General features: G+C 75.0%; 16 protein-coding genes and 1 tRNA gene. 13 read left to right on the top strand and 4 right to left on the bottom strand.

All coding sequences use genetic code 11. The features are described from left to right. The first annotated feature begins 56 nt into the window (after positions 1-56). The 5 genes from ACPCUX_RS05660 to ACPCUX_RS05680 all read left to right on the top strand — a co-directional run bounded on the left by ACPCUX_RS05660 (position 57) and on the right by ACPCUX_RS05680 (position 5841). Entirely contained in the window at positions 57-2513 is a 2457-nt protein-coding gene (locus tag ACPCUX_RS05660; protein WP_423388325.1) for a GH36-type glycosyl hydrolase domain-containing protein, read from the top strand. Positions 2514-2680: 167 nt separating this feature from the next. Then, positions 2681-3331, top strand: a complete 651-nt coding sequence (locus ACPCUX_RS05665; RefSeq protein ID WP_423388326.1) for a GNAT family N-acetyltransferase — start codon at positions 2681-2683, stop codon at positions 3329-3331. 61 nt (positions 3332-3392) lie between these two features. After that, positions 3393-4619 (top strand): hypothetical protein, encoded by a 1227-nt coding sequence (locus ACPCUX_RS05670; protein ID WP_423388327.1) that lies wholly within the window; start codon positions 3393-3395, stop codon positions 4617-4619. Positions 4620-4683: 64 nt separating this feature from the next. Further along, positions 4684-4756, top strand: a tRNA-Ala gene (locus ACPCUX_RS05675). 233 nt (positions 4757-4989) lie between these two features. Further along, positions 4990-5841 carry a formylglycine-generating enzyme family protein gene (locus ACPCUX_RS05680; RefSeq protein WP_423388334.1) on the top strand — a complete coding sequence of 284 codons (852 nt, stop codon included), beginning with the start codon at positions 4990-4992 and terminating at the stop codon, positions 5839-5841. A 91-nt stretch (positions 5842-5932) separates the two neighbouring features. Here the strand turns inward: ACPCUX_RS05680 and ACPCUX_RS05685 are convergent, their stop codons facing one another. After that, positions 5933-6424, bottom strand: coding sequence for a DUF4190 domain-containing protein (locus ACPCUX_RS05685; protein WP_085387424.1), 492 nt, complete (start codon positions 6422-6424; stop codon positions 5933-5935). 199 nt (positions 6425-6623) lie between these two features. Between ACPCUX_RS05685 and ACPCUX_RS05690 the strand changes: the two genes are divergently transcribed. The 3 genes from ACPCUX_RS05690 (at position 6624) to ACPCUX_RS05700 (ending at position 11616) form a co-directional block, all read left to right on the top strand. After that, positions 6624-8252: a hypothetical protein gene (locus tag ACPCUX_RS05690; RefSeq protein ID WP_423388328.1), complete on the top strand. Its 1629-nt coding sequence runs from the start codon at positions 6624-6626 to the stop codon at positions 8250-8252. A 105-nt stretch (positions 8253-8357) separates the two neighbouring features. Then, entirely contained in the window at positions 8358-9845 is a 1488-nt protein-coding gene (locus ACPCUX_RS05695; RefSeq protein ID WP_114554158.1) for a family 20 glycosylhydrolase, read from the top strand. 94 nt (positions 9846-9939) lie between these two features. Then, positions 9940-11616 (top strand): hypothetical protein, encoded by a 1677-nt coding sequence (locus ACPCUX_RS05700; RefSeq protein WP_423388329.1) that lies wholly within the window; start codon positions 9940-9942, stop codon positions 11614-11616. 51 nt (positions 11617-11667) lie between these two features. Here ACPCUX_RS05700 and ACPCUX_RS05705 read toward each other — a convergent pair whose 3' ends face one another. Further along, positions 11668-13434 carry a phospholipid carrier-dependent glycosyltransferase gene (locus ACPCUX_RS05705; protein WP_186381266.1) on the bottom strand — a complete coding sequence of 589 codons (1767 nt, stop codon included), beginning with the start codon at positions 13432-13434 and terminating at the stop codon, positions 11668-11670. Positions 13435-13469: 35 nt separating this feature from the next. Here ACPCUX_RS05705 and rsmI point away from each other — a divergent pair, with 35 nt between their 5' ends. Further along, on the top strand, positions 13470-14360 hold the full coding sequence (gene rsmI, locus ACPCUX_RS05710) for a 16S rRNA (cytidine(1402)-2'-O)-methyltransferase (RefSeq protein ID WP_051028254.1): 891 nt from the start codon (positions 13470-13472) through the stop codon (positions 14358-14360). A 9-nt stretch (positions 14361-14369) separates the two neighbouring features. On the opposite strand, the gene ACPCUX_RS05715 is transcribed toward rsmI, so the two are convergent. Further along, entirely contained in the window at positions 14370-14969 is a 600-nt protein-coding gene (locus tag ACPCUX_RS05715) for an isochorismatase family protein (RefSeq protein ID WP_043656105.1), read from the bottom strand. An 84-nt stretch (positions 14970-15053) separates the two neighbouring features. Here ACPCUX_RS05715 and ACPCUX_RS05720 point away from each other — a divergent pair, with 84 nt between their 5' ends. Further along, entirely contained in the window at positions 15054-15518 is a 465-nt protein-coding gene (locus ACPCUX_RS05720) for a MarR family winged helix-turn-helix transcriptional regulator (RefSeq protein WP_021482375.1), read from the top strand. Positions 15519-15644: 126 nt separating this feature from the next. Then, positions 15645-16829 carry an aminotransferase class I/II-fold pyridoxal phosphate-dependent enzyme gene (locus ACPCUX_RS05725; protein WP_354806989.1) on the top strand — a complete coding sequence of 395 codons (1185 nt, stop codon included), beginning with the start codon at positions 15645-15647 and terminating at the stop codon, positions 16827-16829. On the opposite strand, the gene ACPCUX_RS05730 is transcribed toward ACPCUX_RS05725, so the two are convergent. Next, complete coding sequence (locus tag ACPCUX_RS05730; RefSeq protein WP_043656099.1) at positions 16813-17622, bottom strand: SDR family oxidoreductase; 810 nt, start codon at positions 17620-17622, stop codon at positions 16813-16815. The two genes, ACPCUX_RS05725 and ACPCUX_RS05730, sit on opposite strands and share 17 nt — an antisense overlap. A 212-nt stretch (positions 17623-17834) precedes the next feature. Between ACPCUX_RS05730 and ACPCUX_RS05735 the strand changes: the two genes are divergently transcribed. After that, entirely contained in the window at positions 17835-19088 is a 1254-nt protein-coding gene (locus tag ACPCUX_RS05735; RefSeq protein ID WP_423388330.1) for a PQQ-dependent sugar dehydrogenase, read from the top strand. Positions 19089-19369: 281 nt separating this feature from the next. Further along, on the top strand, positions 19370-20674 hold the full coding sequence (locus tag ACPCUX_RS05740) for a ubiquitin-like domain-containing protein (protein ID WP_241769806.1): 1305 nt from the start codon (positions 19370-19372) through the stop codon (positions 20672-20674). Positions 20675-20682 lie beyond the last annotated feature (8 nt).

The raw sequence follows: 20682 nt of genomic DNA on the forward strand, positions 1-20682 counted from the left end.
GCACCCCCGCCGCACCCAGCCCCCAGCCCCACCCCAGGACAGGAACCAGAGCAACGATGCGCTACGGCCACTTCGACACCGCGCACGACGAGTACGTCGTCGAGCGCCCCGACGTCCCCGTCTCGTGGACGAACTACCTCGGCACCCGGGACATGTGCACGGTCCTGTCGCACCACGGCGGCGGGTACTCGTACTACAAGAGCTCGCAGTACGGGCGCATCTCGCGCTTCCGCCAGAACGGGGTGCCGCTCGACCGCCCCGGCCACTACGTCTACCTGCGCGACGACGCGGACGGCGACTACTGGTCGGTGTCCTGGCAGCCGGTCGGCAAGCCGTTCGTCGGGCCGGACGAGGAGCTCGACCCGGCCGGCGGCGCGGGGCGCTGGACCACGCGCCACGGCCTGAGCTACACGACCTTCCGCTCCGAGTACAAGGGCATCGACGCCGAGCAGACGGTCTTCATCCCGCTCGACGACGACGTCGAGCTGTGGGACGTGCGCGTCACCAACACGACGGACGAGGTGCGCGAGCTCACCGTCGGGTCGTACGTGGAGTTCTCGTTCCACACGATCACGATCGACAACCAGAACCTGCAGATGTCGCTCTACGCGTCCGGCTCCTCGTACGAGGACGGGATCATCGAGTACGACTTCTACTACGAGCCCTGGACGTACCACTACTTCGCGTCGAGCGAGACGCCGTCGTCGTACGACTCGCTGCGCGACAGCTTCATCGGCCCGTACCGCACCGAGAGCAACCCGGTCGCGATCGAGCGGGGCGAGGGCTCCAACGCGAGCGCGACGACGCAGAACCACTGCGGCGCGCTGCTGCACAAGGTGACGCTCGCGCCGGGCGAGACCAAGCGCCTCGTCTTCATGCTCGGCTACGGCTCGCGCGACGCGGTCGGGCGCGCGATCCAGGCGAAGTACTCGGACGTCGCGGCCGTCGACCACGAGCGCGAGCGCCTGCGCGACTACTGGCGCGCCAAGCAGGACAAGCTGCGCATCCGCACGCCCCACGAGGGCATGAACACGATGATCAACGCCTGGACGCTGCTCCAGGCGGAGACGTGCGTCGTGTGGTCGCGGTTCGCGTCGTTCGTCGAGGTGGGCGGGCGCGCCGGGCTCGGCTACCGCGACACGGCGCAGGACGTCATGAGCGTCATCCACTCGAACCCGACGAAGACGCGGCAGCGCATCGTCGAGCTCCTGCGGGCCCAGACGGAGGCCGGCTACGGTCTGCACCTGTTCGACCCCAAGGCGTTCGACCCCGACGCGGAGAAGCTGCCCGACGTCCCGTCGCCGACGATCGTCCCGACGGTCGACCCGAAGGACCTCATCCACGGCCTCGAGGACACGTGCTCCGACGACCACCTGTGGCTCGTGCCGTCGGTCGTGGAGTACGTCAAGGAGACGGGCGACCGCGCGTTCCTCGACCTGGAGATCCCGTTCGCCGAGGGCACGCCCGCGACCGTCTACGACCACCTCGTCCGCGCGCTCGAGTTCTCCGCCGAGCAGGTGGGCCAGAACGGCGTCGCGCTCGGCCTGCGCGCCGACTGGAACGACTGCCTCAACCTCGGCGGCGGCGAGACGTCGCTCGTGACCTTCCTCCACGCGTGGGCGATCGGCGCGTTCCTCGAGGTCGCGGAGCCGCTCGCGGCGGCGGGCGACGAGCGCGCCGAGGCGGACGTCGTCCGGTTCACGGCGGAGCGCGAGCGCATCGCGAAGGTCGCGGACGCGCAGCTCTGGGACGGGCGCTGGTGGATCCGCGGCTACACGCGCGACGGCGTGAAGATCGGCTCGGCGCAGAACGACGAGGGCAAGATCTTCCTCGAGCACCAGGCCTGGCCCGTCATCGCGGGCATCACGAGCCAGGAGCGCGGCGAGGCGTCGATGGACGCGGTGCGCGAGCTCCTCGGCTCCGAGTACGGCAACCACCTCAACTGGCCGGCGTTCACGAAGGTCGACGACACGGTCGGCTTCGTGACGCGCGTGTACCCGGGCATCAAGGAGAACGCCGCGATCTTCTCCCACCCGAACGCGTGGCCGATCATCGCCGAGGCGATGCTGGGCCGCGGCGACGAGGCGGTGCAGTTCTACGACGCGATCCTGCCGTACCACCAGAACGACAACATCGAGGTCCGCGGGGCGGAGCCCTACGCGTACGTCCAGTTCCTCTACGGCCGCGACCACGAGTGGTTCGGCAAGGCGCAGAACCCGTGGCTCACGGGCACGGCCGGCTGGATGTACACCGCCGTGACCAAGTACGTGCTCGGCGTCCGCCTCGCGCTCGACGGCCTGGTCGTCGACCCGTCGATCCCGAAGGACTGGGACGGGTTCGAGGTGCGTCGCGAGTGGCGCGGCGCCGTCTACGACATCGAGGTCCGCAACCCGGACCACGTGTCGAAGGGCGTGCGCTCGGTGACGGTCGACGGCGTCGAGCACGACCCGGCGACCCCGATCCCGGCGCTGCCCGCGGGCACGGAGGCGAAGGTCGTCGTCACGCTGGGCTGAGGACGGGGCTGAGCAGGGGTCTGAGCACGGGGACACCACTGGGTGCCCGCGTCACCGGTCGGTGGCGCGCGGGCGTCCGGTGGTGTCACCCTGTGCACCGAGGGCCGGGCGCACCGCCGGTCCTCGTCGCCAAGCCCACCGACAGGCCGAGGACGGTACACCGCCGCATGACCCACAAGATCGCCCGCGGCTGGACCGTCGCCAAGCCGTGGCCCGTGACGCTGCGGGACGACACGCTGGGCGGGTCCGTCGTCCTGCGCCCGCTACGGCGTCGGGACGCGAACGCCTGGATGCGCCTGCGCGCCCGCAACGCGGACTGGCTGGAGCGGTGGGAGGGCACGTCCCCGCGCCCCGGCACGCCGGGCGGGCCGCCAGCGTTCGCGGAGTACGTCCGGGTCCTCTCGGCGCAGGCGCGCGCCGGGTCGTCGCTGCCGTTCGCCGTCGAGCTGGACGGCGAGCTCGTCGGCCAGCTCACGGTGTCGTCCATCACGTACGGCTCGCTGTGCGGCGCGAGCATCGGCTACTGGGTGAGCGAGCACGTCGCGGGCCGCGGCGTCATCCCGACCGCCGTCGCGATGGCCACGGACTACTGCTTCACGATCCTCGGGCTGCACCGGATCGAGATCAACATCCGCCCGGAGAACGGCCCGAGCCTGCGCGTCGTGGAGAAGCTGGGGCTGCGCGACGAGGGGGTCCGCGAGCGCTACCTGCACATCCAGGGGGAGTGGCGCGACCACCGGACGTTCGCCGTCACGAGCGAGGAGGTCCCGGACGGCCTCCTCGCGCGCTGGCAGGCGACACGCCGCGAGAGCATCTGAGCCGCCCGACACGCCGGGGCGCGTGCGGAGCGTGGCCGCGGGCCTCGCCTACGGTCGTGATGTGGAATCGGCCTCGGGGATCGTCGCGCTCGCGGTGTTCCTGCTGTGGGTCGGCTTCTACGTCCCGCACCGGGTGCGTCACCGGCAGCAGCTGCTGGACGCGCGCACGGACGACCGCTTCTCCGGCTCCCTGCGCGTCCTGGCCGTCGCCGGCCCGGGCGGCGGGGGGTTCGACCGCTGGGACGCCCGGCTCGACGGCGTCACGACCGTCGCGGCGATCGCCTCCGGTCCCGCCGGAGCCGGAGGGCGCCCCCTGCTCGGGGCAGCCGGGACGCAGAGCCGGTCCGAGGGCCGGACGCACGACGAGGAGGGAACGCACGCCATGGGGAGCACCGTCAGCGCGTCACCCTCGCGCGGGGCACCGCCGCGCCGTCAGCCGGCCTCCGAGCAGTCCCGCCTCGAGCTCCTCGAGCGGCGCGCCGCCGCCGCGCGCCGTCGTCTCGCGCTCACGGTCGTGCTGCTCCTCGCGACCGTCGGGGTGTGGGTCGTCGTCGCGCTCGGGCTCGTCCCGTGGTGGGCGGGAGTGGTCCCGACGGCGTTCCTCGGGCTCGTGCTCGTGCTCGGCCGTCGTGCGGTGCTCGCCGCCCAGCGGTCCGACGCCGCGTGGCTGGCCGAGCGTCGTGCCGCGGCCCGCGCGGCGCGCGGCGCCGTGCTCGGCGCACCGCCCGCCCCCCGGGGCGCGCGCCCGCGCGTCACCGGGCGCGCCGTGCACGGGTCGCAGGTGAGCACGCAGATGATCCCGCGCGTCACGCCGCAGGACCTCGCGCGGGCGAACGCTGCGGCCTCAACGGACGCCGGCGCGCCGGCCACGACGGGCGCGTCGTCCCGCGAGCGGGCCACCGCGTCCGGTCCGGCCGAGGGTCCCGCGTCCGAGGAGCCCGCCCCAGCGGCCGACGACCCGACCACCGCTCGCGAGACGACCCCGGTCGTCGAGGTCGAGGCCGTCGACGCGGAGCGCGTCCCGACGGGCCGCGCGTGGGACCCCGTGCCCGTGCCCCCGCCGACGTACACCATGAAGCCCACGGCGCCCCGCCGCGAGCCCGCCCCGCTCACGGACGACGACGTCGTCTCGCCCACGGTGTCGGCCCGCGTCGAGCCGGTGGTGGCCGCCGACGCCCGGTCCGGCGCCCCGACCCCGGCCGCGGGCGACGAGCGCAAGCCGTCCACGGAGACGCTCGGCCTGGACCTCAACGAGATCCTGGCGCGCCGTCGGGCGGCAGGGCAGTAGACCCCCTGGGGGCGGCCGGTTTGCGAGACCCCGCCCTCGGGGTGCTAATCTGTTCCTCGCTTGAGGGGCTATGGCGCAGTTGGTAGCGCGTCTCGTTCGCAATGAGAAGGTCGGGGGTTCGAATCCCCCTAGCTCCACCGGAGAGACCCTCGCCAGACCAGGTCGACGACCTGAGACGGCGAGGGTCTCGTCTTTTTCCCGGGGCCCCCTGCCCCGATCGCGGCCCTCGCGCTGCCGCCGACGTCGAGTGGACCTCGCGGCGCGCGAGCGAGGCGAGCGCGGTGGCCGCCGCGCCGCCGGTGCGCGCCGCACCTATCCTGGCGACGTGACCCTCACCGTGCTGGTCCCGGTCCCCGGCGGGACGTTCCGCATGGGCTCGGACCGGCACTACCCGGAGGAGGGTCCGGCCCACGACCGGCGGGTGGAGCCGTTCCTCCTGGAGCGGCACGCGGTGACGAACGCGCAGTTCGCGGCGTTCGTCGCGGACACCGGGTACGTGACGGTCGCGGAGCGTCCGCTCGACGCTGCCGATTTCCCGGGGGCCGACCCGGTGGACCTGGTGCCCGGGGGTCTCGTGTTCACCCCGACGGCGGGCCCGGTCGACCTGCGCGACTGGCGGCAGTGGTGGCGGTGGCAGCCCGGGGCGTCGTGGCGGTCGCCGCAGGGGCCGGGGTCGGGCGTCGACGACCGGCCGGACCACCCGGTGGTGCTCGTCGCGTTCGAGGACGCCTCGGCCTACGCGGAGTGGGCGGGACGGCGTCTGCCCACCGAGGTCGAGTGGGAGCGCGCCGCACGGGGTGGTCTCGACGACGCGGAGTACGCGTGGGGCGACGAGCTCGCACCGGGCGGACGCCTGATGGCCAACACGTGGCAGGGCCGGTTCCCGTACGACGACGCGGGCTGGGGCGGGACGTCGCCCGTCGGCTCGTACGAGCCGAACGGGTACGGGCTCGTGGACCTGATCGGGAACACGTGGGAGTGGACGGCGGACACGTTCACGCCGCGCCACGTCGTCCCGGGCACGCGCGGGCCCGACGCCGGTGGGCGACCGAACCTGCTGGCCCCCACGACGTCGCCGGAGGTCCTGCGCGTGACGAAGGGCGGCTCGTACCTGTGCGCGCCCGAGTACTGTCGCCGCTACCGGCCCGCGGCGCGGTCCGCGCAGTCCGACGACAGCGCGACGACGCACCTCGGGTTCCGCTGCGCCGCGGACGTCCGCTGACCGCGGGTCGGTGACCCGCTGGCGCCCGGGGACGACGAAGGCCCCCACCGAGCGGTGAGGGCCTTCGCGGAGCGGCGTGGCCGCGACGAGGTCAGGGGCAGGTGACGGGCTCGCCACGCACCTCGACGACCGTGCCCGAGGGCACGCCGGAGCACGCGTCGAGGACCTCCTGCGTCACGGCGCCGACGGTGCTGAAGAACACGATCGAGCCGATGATCGTCAGGACGAGCACGATCGCGCCGACGATGATGCCGGCGAGCGCGAGGCCGTTCTTGTAGCCCGCCTTCTTGGACTTGTTGAAGGCCACGATGCTGAGGATCAGGCCGACGATCGAGAGGCAGCCGAGGAACGACAGCACGAGGCCGACGATCCCCATCGTCTTGCCCGGGTCCTGGCCCGGGGCGGAGTACGACGGGGCGCCCGCCTGCGGTGCGCCGTACTGGGGCGCCTGCGGGGCGCCGTACTGCGGGGCCTGCGGCGGCTGCTGCGGCTCGCCGGGCTGCGGCGCGCCGTAGGCGGGCGGGCCGGACGGCGTCCCGCCGGGCTGCTGCGGGTTCTGGTCGGGCTGGTCGGGGGTCGACATGCGATCTCCTCGGCGTTCGGTCAGGGCCTGCCCAGTATGCCGGTCGGGGGCGCCGCCCGCCCTGTGATTCCGCGGCGCGCCCGGCGGCTGGTCCGGGTGGCGGGGGTCACGCCACCCCGCGGCCGGCCGGGTCCGACCATCACGAGTCCCTCACATCCCTCGGTCGGCGAGCCGCGCCGGGTACGCGATGATGGGGGGCGTGAACACTCGGAAGGTCCGATTCGTCCCTGTCGCCCTCCCCGTCGTCCTCTCGTTCGGTGCCGTCGTGGCGCTGGGCGGCTGTGCCGCGGAGACGGCGAAGGCTGACGGGCCGTCCTCGGGTGAGACCGGGCTCGTTGCCCGTGCCGCCGAGCCGAGCGACGGCGTCCTCGTGCTCGGCTCGACCGAGCCGGCGGAGCTCGCGCTGACGAGCAGCCAGGCGTTCTTCACCAACGCGCCGGTCGTCGTGCTCGCCACGGCGGACGACGAGGCCGCGCGCGCGACCGCGGCCGCGGCCGCCGTCGAGCTCGCCGCGCCCGTGCTGCTCGTGGGTGGCGCCATCTCGGACGGCGGGCTGCGCACGGAGCTGGGCCGGCTCGGCACGGTCGCCGTCGTCGAGGTGGGCGAGCCGCCCGCGCCCCCCGGCCAGGAGGACGCGGGCGAGGAGCCCGCGCGCGCGACCCTGGGCGACGTCGACGGCGTCGAGCGCGTCCTGCTGGAGGTCGGGGCGCTCCTTCCCGACGGGACGCTCGACGAGCGCGACCTCGACGAGGTCCGCGCCGCGCTGCCCGATCGGGGCGAGCCGGAGACGCTGACCGAGGTCCTGGCCCTCACGGAGCCGGGCAGCCTCGCGGTGCCGGGCGGACCGCAGTCCGCCGCCATCGCGACCGCGCGCGCCGCGGGCGCCGTGCCGCTCGAGGTGCCGCAGGGCGACCCGCGGGCGTCCGCCGAGGTCGTGGACGCGATCTCGGCGGCGAAGGCGCTCGCCGTCGTCGGTATCGGCGCGAGCTTCGGCACGGCCGACGACCTCACGTGGCGGCTGCGGTCGGCCGAGGCGGGCGACCTGCTCCCCAGCGGTTCGCAGCTCGTCCTGGCCGACGGCGTCCGGTACGTCGCGGTGGAGGCCGACGCCGTGACGTCGGGCCTCGTCGCGGTGGGGGAGCGCTCGGCGACGGAGGCCGTCGAGCGTGCGCAGGAGGCGGCGGCGGCGTACGCCGAGGCCGCCCCGGACGACGTGGTGGTCCCGGTGCTCGAGGTGCCGGCGACGCGGGCGTCGTCGAACCCGGGCGCGGACCGCGACTACTCGACGGAGATCCCCGCCGAGGAGCTCGTCCCGCTCGTCGACACCGCGGCCGCCGCGGGGGTGCTCGTCGTGCTGCGCCTGGAGCCCGGCCGCGCGAGCTTCGACGAGCAGGTCGCCGAGTACGCGGACCTGCTCGCGCGCCCGACCGTGGGCGTCGCGCTCGCGGTCGACGCGCGCCGCGCGGGCGAGGGGTCCCGGGCCGGCACGGTGGGCGCGGCGGAGCTCAGCGCCGCGATCGGCGCCGTCGGGGAGGTCGTGCGCACGCAGGGCCTGCCGCAGAAGCTCGTCGTCGTGCAGCGACCCGACGCCGACGCGGTGCTCGACGCCGCCACGCTCGACGTGGGTGCGGGCGAGGCGGCCGTCGTGCTGCAGCCGACGGCGCAGGCGGGGTTCGGCGCCCGCGCACGCGAGTGGGGCACGCTGCTCGACGATGTGCCGGCAGGCGTGGTGGGCGGCTGGACCACGGGTTCGGCGGACCCGGCGCGGGACGTCGAGGGCGTCCTGTCGCTCGACCCGAGCCCGCGCTACGTGGCGCCGTCGCGCTGACGATCCGCTCCGCAGGGCACTTGGTCGGTCCCGTGCGCGCGGGTTAGGGTGTGTCGCTCGCAAAAGCCGAATCGATTCGACCAGACCCAGACGACGAGGTACCTGATGGTCTCGATCATCCCCCAGCCCCTGCACGTCGAGCCCGGTGAGGGCCACGTGCCCGTCGGTGCCCTGGAGGTCCACGCGGTCGGTCTCGACGGCGCCGCCCCCTGGCTCGCCGACCTCGCCGCGAGCGTCCTCTCCGGCCTCGACGGCGTCACCGCGACCCATGACGACCCCGCCGCCGTCGCGGTTCCCGCCACGGACGGGGAGCGCACCGCGCTCGTCCTGCGCGTCGACGGGGCGGCCGGGCCGGAGGGCTCCACGAGCCCCGAGCGCTACAGCCTCGTCGTCGACGCCGCCGGCGTCACCGCCACGGCGCCCGGGCCGGCCGGGCTGCTCCACGCGGTGCAGACGCTGCGCCAGCTCGTCGTCGCGCCGGGTGACGGGGCGTCCGCGCGGGTGCCGCACGTCGTCGTGCACGACGCGCCGCGCTACCCCTGGCGCGGTCTCTCCGTGGACGTGGCGCGCACGTTCTTCGGGCTCGACGCGCTGCGGGCCGTGGTCGACGTCGCGGCGGCGTACAAGCTCAACGTGCTGCACCTGCACCTCACCGACGACCAGGGCTGGCGCATCGAGTCGCCGTCGCGGCCCGAGCTCGCCAAGCTCTCCTCGGGCGGCGACACCTCCGGCGGGACGGGCGGCCACCTGTCCCTCGCCGACTTCCGCGCCCTGCAGGACCACGCGGCCGAGCGCTTCGTGCGCGTCGTGCCGGAGATCGACGTGCCGGGCCACATCAACGCGGCGACCCACGTGTACGGCGACCTCATGCCCGACGGCGTCCCCACGGACGCCTACCACGGCATCGAGGTGGGCTTCTCGCGCCTGACGTTCGACCTCCCGGCCACCGAGCCCTTCCTGCGCGACGTCTTCACGGACCTCGCCCACGCGACCGACGGCGAGCACGTGCACCTCGGCGGCGACGAGGTGCTGAAGATGGAGCCCGCCGAGTACGCGCGCTTCGTCGAGCTGTGCGAGCGGCTGATCCTCGAGGCGGGCAAGAAGCCGGTCGCGTGGCAGGAGGCGGCGAAGGCGCCCCTGCGCCCGGGCACCCTCGTGCAGTACTGGGACACCCACCCCATGGACCTCACGTACCTCGTCGACGCGGCCAGGGCGGGAGCGCGCGTCATCATGTCGCCCGCGAACCGCGTCTACCTCGACATGAAGTACACGGCCGACTTCCCGCTCGGGCAGGAGTGGGCGGGGCTCGTCGAGGTCCGCGACGCGTACGACTGGGAGCCCGAGCAGGTGGTCCCCGGGCTCCCGGCCGACTCGATCGAGGGCGTGGAGGCCGCGGTCTGGACGGAGCGCATCCCCACGCTCGACGCGCTGTTCACGATGCTCCTGCCGCGCCTGAGCGCCGTCGCGGAGGTCGCCTGGACGGCCCCCGACCGCAAGGACTGGGACGACTACCGCCGACGCGTCGCCCGCGAGGCGCACGCGTGGCGCCGCTCGGGCACCCCCTTCCATCCCTCGGTGCAGGTCGACTGGTGACGCGGGCGGGCGACGCCCGCGGGGTGGTGGACGTCACCGGGGAAAACCCCTCCAGCGGTCGCGAGGCGGGCGGCCGCTGACGGACCATCGATCGATGGCCTTCGTGACCTTCTCCGCCGCCCGCCACGACGACCCGTCCGGAACTCCCTCCTCGACCCCACGCCCCGGTCCCCGCGCGCGCCGCGACGGCCCGCGCCGCCGTGCGGTCACGCTCGCCGCGACGCTGGCGCTGGCGACCGCGCTCGCCGGGTGCACGGGCGGCGACCCGGACCCCGCCGCGAGCAGCACGGGGCCTGCCGCCGAGGCCGAGCCCGACGGCGCCCGCGCCGCGACGCCCGAGGGCGTCCTCACCCTCACCGAGGAAGGCCCCGCCGCGCTCGCGCTCGCGGCGAGCCGCACGTTCTTCGCGACCGCGCCGGTCGCGGTCGTCGTGCCGGCCGACGCCGCCGAGGACGCGACCGCGGTCGGCGTCGCCACGGCGCTCGCCGAGCGGGTCGTCGCGCCCGTCCTGGTCGCGGGGGACGACGCGGCGCTCGCCGAGGAGCTGACCCGCCTCGACGCCGCCGAGGCGGTCGTCGTCGCGCCGGAGGGGACGAGCGTCCCCGGCCTCGACGACGTGACCACGGTGCACGTCGACCCGGCGGCCGTCGCGCCCGACGGCGCCGTCGACGAGGAGTCGCTCGCGGGCGCCGCCGACCTCGCGGTCCAGGACCTCCCGGCGTCGGGCGACGCCCAGACGTCGACCGGCGTCCTCGCGCTGACGGACCCCGACGCCGGGGCCGCGGCCCGACCGGCGGCCGCGACGGCCCGCGCGTCGGGCGCGACGGTCGTCGACGCCCCCGGCGGCGACCCGCGCACCACGTCCGAGGCCGTCCAGGCGGTCGCGGCGGCCGGGGCGACGGCGACCGTCGGCCTCGGGGCGTCGTTCGGCAGCCCCGACGACCTCGGGTGGCGCGTCGAGGCGGCCGCTACGGGCACGGAGCTGCCCGGCGGCGGGCAGCTCGCCCTGCCCGGCAAGCGCTACGTCGCGCTCTACGGGTCGCCGGGGGCGCCGGTGCTCGGCGTGCTCGGCGAGCAGGACGTCGCCGCGACGATCGCGCGCGCCCAGGAGCACGCGGCCTGGTACCAGGGCTTCACGGACGAGCCCGTGGTGCCGACGCTCGAGATCATCACGACGGTCGCGTCGGGGTCCGCGGGCTCCGACGGCAACTACTCGAACGAGCGCGCCGCCGACCTCGTGCGGCCCTACGTGGACGCCGCGCGCGAGGCGGGGGTGTACGTCGTGCTGGACTTCCAGCCGGGCCGCACGGACTTCCTCACGCAGGTGCGCGCGTACGAGGACCTCGTCGCGCAGCCGCACGTCGGTGTCGCGCTCGACCCGGAGTGGCGCCTCGGCCCCGACCAGGTGCACCTCGCCCAGATCGGCTCCGTCGGGGTCGACGAGGTGAACGCCGTCGGCGACTACCTCGCGGGCCTCGTGCGCGAGCACGACCTGCCGCAGAAGGTCTTCCTGCTGCACCAGTTCCGCACGTCGATGATCACCGACCGCGCACGCCTCGACACCGCCCACCCCGAGCTCGCGACCGTCGTCCACGCCGACGGCCAGGGCGGACAGGAGGCGAAGGCGGCCACGTGGTCGACGCTGCACCAGGACGCGCCGGCGGGGCTGTTCTGGGGCTGGAAGAACTTCTACGACGAGGACGCGCCCATGCTCACGCCCGAGCAGACGTGGGGCATCAGCCCGACCCCGGACTTCGTCAGCTACCAGTGACGCCGGCCCGGCGCGCTCCGGGGCGCCCGGCCGGCGCGCCGGGTCAGCGCGTCAGATCCACGTGGGCAGCCACATGTGCATCCGCCAGAACCAGTACGGCACCTGCCACGCCGTCCAGATCGGGTAGAAGAACACGCTCACGGCGCCGATCGTCGTGAGCAGCACCGTGATCCCGACGCGCACGCGGGCCCGGGCGACCGCCCGGCCCTCCGTGCGCTCGAGCGCGAGCGTGATCGCGTAGACGAGCGTGAGCACGACCCACGGCAGGAACACGATCGAGTAGAACGTGAAGATCGTCCGCTCGGCGTAGAGGAACCACGGCGCCCACCCGGCGACGATCCCGCTGAGCACGGCGAGCGCGCGCCAGTCCTTGAGCCGCACGAGCGCGTAGAGAGCGACGAGGATCGCGAGCGCCGCCGCCCACCACAGGACGGGGTTCCCGAGCGACGTGATCGCCCGCGCGCACCGCTCGACCTCGCAGCCCGCCTCGCCGGCCTCGTACGAGCGCCAGTAGAAGGACGTGGGCCGCCACTGGAGGATCCAGCCGAGCGGGTGCGCCTCGTACGTGTGCTCGGACGTGAGCCCCGTGTGGAAGTCCCACATCTTCAGGTGGTACTCCCACAGCGACCGCAGCGCCGGGGGCAGCCACTGGACGCCCTCGCCGGGGTGATCGACGGCCCACTGGCGCATGTAGGCGCCGGGCGAGCGGAACCACGACGTCCACGTCGCGACGTAGGTGAGCGCAGCGGTGGGGAGCATGACGAGCGCGGCCGGGATCGCGTCGCGCACGAGCGCGTCCTCCCACCAGCGCCCGACGCCCGCGGTGCGCCGCGCCGTCGCGTCCCAGAGCACGGAGACGACGGCGAGGACCGCGAGGAAGTACAGGCCGGACCACTTGACCCCGCACGCGAGCCCGAGCGCGACGGCCGCGGCGAACCGCCACCACCGCCACCCGAGCCCGGGGCCGTAGCGCCCGATGCGCCCGCCCGCGTCGAGGATCGCCCCGCAGCGCTCGGCGAGGCGTCGCCGGGCCTGCTCGCGGTCGAGCAGGAGGCACCCGAAGGCGACGAGCACCCAGAGCATGAGCATGTTGTCGAGCAGGCCGGTGCGCGAGTGCACGATCGCCTCGCCGTCCACGGCCATGAGCGCGCCCGCGACGATCCCCATCGCCGTCGAGGCGAACAGCCGGCGCGCGATGCGCGCGACGAGCACGACCGCGACGACCCCGACGACGGCGGACGCGATCCGCCACGACCACGGGTTCTCGGCCCCGCCGAGCGCCTTCATGCCGAGCGCGATCATCCACTTGCCCAGCGGCGGGTGGACCACGTAGTCCGCCGTGGGCAGGAACGAGTTCACGTCCCCGGCCTCGAACGCCGGGTTCGGCTCCTCGGGCCAGTCGGCCTCGTACCCCACCTGGAGCAGCGTCCACGCGTGCTTGACGTAGTACGTCTCGTCGAACACGAGGGTGCCGGGCCGGCCGAGGTTCCACAGCCGCAGCACCGCCGCGACGACGGCGACGATCGCGACGCCGAGCCACCCCCACAGCCGGTCGTGCGCCGTCGCGCCGAGCGCGAGGCGCCGCGGGCCGAGCAGCGCGAGGAGGAGCCGCTCGCGGTGGCTCGGCGCGGGGCCGTCGTCCGTCGTCACGTCCGACCGCGGTGCGCCGTCGTGACCCGCGGCCGGCTCGTCGACCGGCAGGTCGGGCGCCGGCCGGGGCTCGGCGTCGTCGCCCGGGCCGGGCGGCGCGTCGGTGGCGTCGGCCGGGGGGCGGGGGCCGGGGGTCGCGTCGGCGGGCGGCTGGGACACGCTGGCCATCGTAGGGGCCGCGCACGTGTGGAACCCTGGGAGCCATGTCCTCCTCGACCGACGTCCCCGGCCCCGACGCGCCCACGACCCGGCGGGAGGCCGGGCACCTCGTGCTCGGCGGCACGCCCATCGGGAACGCGGAGGACGCGAGCCCGCGCCTGCGCCGCCTGCTCGCGGAGGCCGACGTCGTCGCGGCGGAGGACACGCGGCGCCTGCACGCGCTCGCGGGCCGTCTCGGCGTCCAGGTCGGGGGGCGGGTCGTGAGCTTCCACGAGCACAACGAGGCGGAGCGCGCCGACGACCTGCTCGACGTCGTCGACGGCGGCGGCACGGTGCTGGTCGTGTCGGACGCGGGGATGCCCAGCGTGTCCGACCCGGGCTTCCGCGTCGTGGGCCGCGCGGTCGAGCGCGGCCTCCCGGTGACGACGGCGCCCGGGCCGAGCGCGGTGCTCACCGCTCTCGCGCTCTCGGGGCTCCCGACGGACCGGTTCTGCTTCGAGGGCTTCCTGCCCCGCAAGGCGGGGGACCGCTCGCGTGCGCTCGCGGCGCTCGTCGACGAGCCGCGCACGCTCGTGTTCTTCGAGGCACCGCACCGCGTGGCCGAGACGCTCGCCGCGATGGCCGGCGCGTTCGGCCCGGACCGGCCGGCCGCCGTCGCGCGCGAGCTCACCAAGACCTACGAGGAGGTGCTGCGCGGCCCCCTCGCCGAGCTCGCGGAGCACGCCGCCGAGGAGCAGCTGCGCGGCGAGATCTGCGTCGTCGTCGGTGGCGCGCCGCCGCGCGGGCCCGTCCCGCTCGCGGAGCTCGTGCCCGCCGTCCTGGCGCGCGTCGACGGCGGGGAGCGGCTCAAGGACGTGGTCGCGGACGTCGCCCAGGGCGCCGGGGTGCCCAAGCGCGACCTGTACGCCGCCGCGCTGGACGCACGCCGCGGGTGACCGCGGTGGTCAGCGCCCGACGGCGTCGCTCGCCACGAGCGTGACGCCCGCCGCGGCGAGCTCCTCGCGCGCGGCGGCACCGAGCTCGGGCGTCACCGGCACGGTGAGGTCGGTGAGGACCCGCGTCGCGAGGCCGAGCGCGTGCGCGTCGAGCGCGGTCGCGCGCACGCAGTGCGACTCGGCGATGCCGACGACGTCGACCGCCTCGATCCCGGCGTCGCGCAGCAGGTCCGCGAGCGGTCGGCCCGCGACGTCGACGCCCTCGAAGCCCGAGTAGGCGGCCTGGTACTCGCCCTTCTTCACCCCGGCGTCGGGCGCGAGGTCGGCGAGCGCCGGGTGCAGCTCCGCGTTCGGGGTGCCCGCGATCCCGTGCGGCGGCCACGTGTCGACGAAGTCCGGGTCGGGGCTCCAGTGCTGGCCCGGGTCCACGTGCCAGTCCTGGGTCGTCACGACGAGGTCGTACGCGTCGCGGTGGTCGCGCGCGTGCTCGGCGATGCGCTCGGCGACGGCGTTCCCGCCCTCGACGCCCAGCTCGCCGCCCTCGCAGAACGTGGGCTGGACGTCGACGACGATCAGCGCGCGGCGCGGCGCGGGGGTGCTCTCGGTCATGCGCCCACTCTGCCACCCCGGCGGGCACCGGGGGAGCGCGGGTGCGAGAGTGGGGCCCAGCCGTGATCGGACCGGGAGGCAGCCATGACCGAGGACCAGGAAACGCCCACGACGACCTCCGGCACGGACGCCGGACGCCCCCTCGGGTACTGGCTCAAGCTCGTGGACCGGCTCATCGACGAGAACCTCGACGCCGTGTTCCAGCACTCGGGCCTCACGCGCCGGCACTGGCAGGTGCTCAACACCATCCGTGACGGCGTGAGCGAGGAGACGAGCGTCGACGGCGTGCTGTCACCCTTCACGGGTGCCGGGGCGGGCGGCGCGAGCGCCGTGACGGCGGAGATCGACGACCTCGTGCGCCGCGGCTGGGTCGCGCGCGGCGACCAGGGCCTGTCCGTGACGGTCGCGGGCAACCATGCGTACCACGACCTGCTCGACGCGGTGTCGGTCGCGCGCGAGCGGGTCGCGCAGGGCGTGAGCCGCGAGGAGTACGCGCGGACGGTCGCGACGCTCGAGCGCATGGCGCGCAACCTCGGCTGGTCCGGCTGACCCGAGGCCGGTGAGCCGGTCGCGAGACGCGGTGTCACGTCGTCGGGCGGCAGGCGTACCCTGCGAGACCCGCGACCCGTGCGCACCCCCGCGCCCGGGAGCGCCGCACAGAGCTGGAGCACTGCGATGGAGTTCCGCCGGATCCCCGGTCTGCCGCCCTACGTCTTCACGATCATCGACGGGCTCAAGATCGAGGCACGCCGAGCGGGGCGCGACGTCGTGGACCTCGGGTTCGGCAACCCGGACCTGCCGAGCCCGCGGGTCGCCGTCGACAAGCTCGCCGAGGCCGCGCAGAACTCGCGCAACCACCGGTACTCCGCGTCGCGCGGCATCCCGAAGCTCCGCGAGGCCGTCGCGGGGCTGTACCAGCGCCGGTTCGGCGTGAGCCTCGACCCGGACACCGAGATCATCTCGACCATCGGCGCCAAGGAGGGCTTCAGCCACCTCATGTGGGTGCTGCTGCAGCCGGGCGACGTCGCGCTCGTCCCCACCCCGAGCTACCCGATCCACATCTGGGGCCCCTACTTCGCGGGCGCCGACGCCCGCCAGGTCCCCATCGGCGACGGCACCGACGCCGCCGGGTACATCGACCGCATCATCGAGGCGTGGGAGCTCGGCTGGCCCAAGCCGCGCGTCGTCGTGCTGTCGTTCCCGCACAACCCGACGACGACCGTGGCGACCAAGGAGGACCTCCAGCGCCTCGTCGACTGGGCGCGGGACAAGGACGTCGTGCTCGTGCACGACCTCGCGTACGCCGACATGACGTTCGACGGGTTCGAGCCGCCGTCGATCATGGAGTGCGAGGGCGCGCGCGAGGTGGCGGTCGAGCTGTACTCGATGACGAAGTCGTTCTCCATGGCGGGCTGGCGCGTCGCGTTCCTCGTGGGGCGCCGCGACGTCGTCGGGGCGCTCGCGAAGCTCAAGAGCTACCTCGACTACGGCACGTTCCAGCCCATCCAGATCGCCGCGACCGTCACGCTCAACGAGGCGACCGAGTTCCCGCAGGAGATCTCGGCCGTCTACGAGTCGCGTCGCGACGCCCTGTACGACGGCCTGCAGCGCATCGGCTGGGACATCCACAAGCCCGGCGGCACGATGTTCGCGTGGGCCCGGATCCCCGAGCCGTACCGCGACATGGGCTCGATCGAGTTCGCGACGCACCTCGTCGAGGAGTGCGACGTCGCGGTGTCTCCGGGCGTCGGGTTCGGCCCCGGCGGCGACGAGTTCGTGCGGTTCGCGCTCATCGAGAACGAGCACCGCATCGGTCAGGCCGTCCGGGGCCTGCGCCGCGGGCTCACGCGACTGGGCTAGGGACCGTCCCCGTCCACACGTCGTCGCCGCGCAGCACGGCGTCGGCGCCGCCGTCGTCGTAGATCGTCTGCCCCGTGACGTGCGTGTTCGCGACGTCGGTCAGCCACAGCAGGAGCGACGCGACCGACTCGGGAGACTGGTGCCCGTTGAGGGGCATCGGCACCGCGGCGTCGACCATCGCGACCGACTCGGGGGTCGACAGGAGCTGGGTCGTCATGGGCGTGAGCACCGTCCCGGGCGCGACGGCGTTGAGCGGGACGCCCCGCCCGGCCCATGCCGCCGTCACGCACTCGCGGCGCACCCAACGCGACAGCGCGCGCTTGGACGACGGGTAGGCGAGGTACCCAACCTGCGGGCCCTGCTCGGCGAGCGTGCCGGCGACGCGCAGGGCCTCGTCCTCGTCGTCCGCGAGGCACGCGTCCACGATCGCCTCGGACACCGGCTGGAGCGTCGCCATCGACGACACGACGGCGACGCGCGGCGCCTGCGAGCGCTCGAGCGCGGGCAGGAGGCCCGTGAGGAACCGGGTGACGCCGAAGAAGTTCACCGCGACCGTCGTCGGGACGGGCGCGGAGATCCCGGCGCACGCGACGACGGCGTCGACCGTGCCGTCCGTCGCGGCGAGCACCTCCTCGACCGCACGCTCGCGGCCCTCGTCGGTGCTGAGGTCCGCCTGGACCTCGGCGTCGCGCAGGTCCACGCCGACGACCCGGTCGCCCCGCTCGCGCAGCAACCCGGCCACGCAGGCCCCCACGCCCGATGCCGATCCCGTCACCACGTACGTCCGCGACATGTGCACACGCCTCCTCGCCCACGTCCCCGGACCTCGGGGACACCTCCAGCATGCCTCGCCGTCCCGGCCCGGGTGGCCGCCGAAGGACCGGCGGCGCGGGCCGAAGGTCCGTCGTCCCTGCCGATCATCGCCCGGCACGACCCGCCGCTGCGGGTGACGATGGGCGGGTGCGACGCCACCACAGGACCCGGGCCTCAGGTCGAGGTCCCGCCGTGCGCGCGCGGACCGGCGTGCCCGTGCTCGCCGTCGGGCTCGCCGTCGTGCTCGGCGCGGGCGCGTGCTCGGACGGGGCGCCCGACGACGCGCCCGCCCCTGCGCCGTCGGCCACGACCGCCCCGTCCCCGCCCGCCGACCCGGTCGCGCCCGACGCGTCCGCCCTGTCACCGGAGGCCGCCTCCGACGGCCTGGTCGTGGTGCCCGAGGTGCGCGTCGACGTGGTCGAGGTCGCGACCGGGCTCCCGGCGCCGTGGGGGCTCGCGGCGCTCGCGGACGGCACGCTGCTCGTCTCGCTGCGCGACGAGCGCCGGCTGGTCGTCGTCGACCCGGCGACGGGCGCCGTCGAACCGGTGACCGGGCCGGGGGCGGACGACCTGCGCGACGGCACGGTCGCGCGCGGGGAGTCGGGGCTCCTCGGCGTCGCGGTGGGCCCGGCAGGTGGCGCCGCGGCGGGGGAGGTGTTCGTGTACCGGACCGCGCCGGACGGCAACGAGGTGCTGCGGGGGACGCTCGCGGGGCGCGAGCTCTCCGCCCTGACGCCGGTCGTCGAGGGCGTCCCTGCGGCCTCCACGCACGACGGCGGACGGCTCGCGTTCGGACCCGACGGCCACCTCTACGTCACGACGGGCGACGCGCAGCAGCGCGGGGCGGCGCAGGACCCGGGTGCGCTCGCGGGCAAGATCCTGCGCGTCACGGCGGACGACGACCCCGCCCCCGGCAATCCGGACCCGGTCTCGCCGGTGTGGAGCCTCGGGCACCGCAACGTCCAGGGGATCGCGTGGGACGCGACGGGCCGGATGCTCGCGTCCGAGTTCGGCCAGGACACGTTCGACGAGCTCAACGTCGTCGTGCCCGGCGGGAACTACGGCTGGCCCGACGTCGAGGGCACGGGCGGGGCGGACGCCGGGTTCGTCGACCCGGTGGCGACGTGGCCGACGTCGGACGCCTCGCCCAGCGGGATCGCCGTGACCCGTGAGGGTGTGTACCTCGCGGGGCTGCGCGGGGAGCGGCTCTGGCGCGTGCCGTTCGCCTCGCCCGACGGCGGCACCGACGCCGCGGCGTTCGGCGCGCCGCACGCGGTGCTCACGGACCGGGGGCGGCTGCGCGCGGTCCTCGTCGACCCGGCGACGCCGCCCGGCGACGACGGGAGCGCGGTGCTCTACGTGCTGACGAGCAACACCGACGGTCGGGGCGAGCCGCGCGACGGCGACGACCGGCTGCTCCGGGTCACGGTGACGCCGGCGGGGTGAGCGCCCGGGAGTGTGCGCGCCGGACGCGCGAGCTGACCAGGCGGTTTGGTGTGCGATAACGAATCGGTTACGGTCGAGTGTCTCGCGTAGCCGCTCACCGGGGACAGGTGTAATGGCCGGCCGTGGGACGCGGCCTCTCCCGGGCGCCCAGGGCGCCGAGGGCCGCAGGACGCCGGATCGGCTGGTCGAACCGGGTGCGCCCGCCACGCTGCGGAGCACCCCGCGGGCGCGTGCGCGCCGTCGACCCCCGTGCCCGGGAGCCCCCGACGACTTGGACCACTGTGCACAACCCCTTCCGTTCCCGCGCGCCCGAGACGGCCGACGTCACGGCGCACACCCCCCAGACCACGCCCGAGGCGGTGCCGACCGCCGAGAGCCCCGAGAGCCCCGAGAACCCCGAGAACGCCACCCGTCGGTCCGCCCGCGCGGCCCGGACCCTGCGCTCCACGCGCCGACGCCGCTGGTCGATCGTCACGGCGGCCACCGCCGTCGCGCTCGTCGGCTCCGGTGCCGTCGCCTACGGCGAGGCCAGCAAGACCGTGACGATCGACGTCGACGGCGAGACGACCACCGTCAGCACGCTCGCCGGCTCCGTCGGCGGCGCGCTCGACGCCGCGGGCGTCGAGGTCGGTGCGCGCGACCAGGTCGCTCCCGACCCCGGCTCCGCGCTCAGCGACGGCGACGACGTCGTGGTGCGCCTCGGCAAGAAGGTCACCGTCCAGACCGACGGCGCGCAGTCCGACGTCTGGCTCACCGCGCTCGACGCCGACGAGGCGCTCGACACCCTCGCGGAGCGCGGCGGCGACGTCCGCCTCGTCGCGTCGCGGTCCGGCGAGCGCGCGTCGCTCGACCTGCGCCTCGACGCCGACGGCCCCGTGAACGTGGTGGCCGACGGGCAGACGAAGGTCGCGCCCGACGGCAGCATCGGCGTCCCCGCCATCCTCGACCAGCAGGGCATCGAGCTCGGCGACCTGGACCGCGTGAGCGTCCAGCGCGTCGAGTCGCCCGAGCCGGGTGCGCCGGCGGTGTCGCTCGTCGTGCAGCGCGTCGTCGTCGAGCAGCAGCAGACCACGACGCCCGTGCCGCACGGGACCGTGCAGCAGCCCGACGACGCCAAGTACACGGACGAGTCGGCCGTCACCCAGGCGGGTGCCGACGGCGTCACCACGACGACGTTCGAGGTCACCCTCGTGGACGGCGTCGAGGAGTCGCGCGAGCAGCTCTCGCAGGAGGTGACGACCGCTCCCGTGGACGAGGTCGTCACGACCGGCACCAAGGAGCGCCCGAAGGACCCGCGCACGATCGGGCAGGCCATGGCCGCCGAGCGTGGCTGGACCGGCTCGCAGTGGACGTGCCTCGAGAAGCTGTGGACCAAGGAGTCCAACTGGAACCCGACGGCGGACAACCCGACGTCGAGCGCCTACGGCATCCCGCAGTCGCTGCCCGGCTCGAAGATGGCGAGCAAGGGCGCCGACTGGGCGACCAACCCCGCGACGCAGATCGCCTGGGGCCTCGACTACATCGCCGGCTCCTACGGCTCGCCGTGCGGCGCGTGGTCGCACTCGCAGGCCGTCAACTGGTACTGAGCACGAGC

Origin of the sequence: Cellulosimicrobium sp. AB352, assembly GCF_049538415.1 — a bacterium.
GTDB lineage: Bacteria > Actinomycetota > Actinomycetes > Actinomycetales > Cellulomonadaceae > Cellulosimicrobium > Cellulosimicrobium funkei.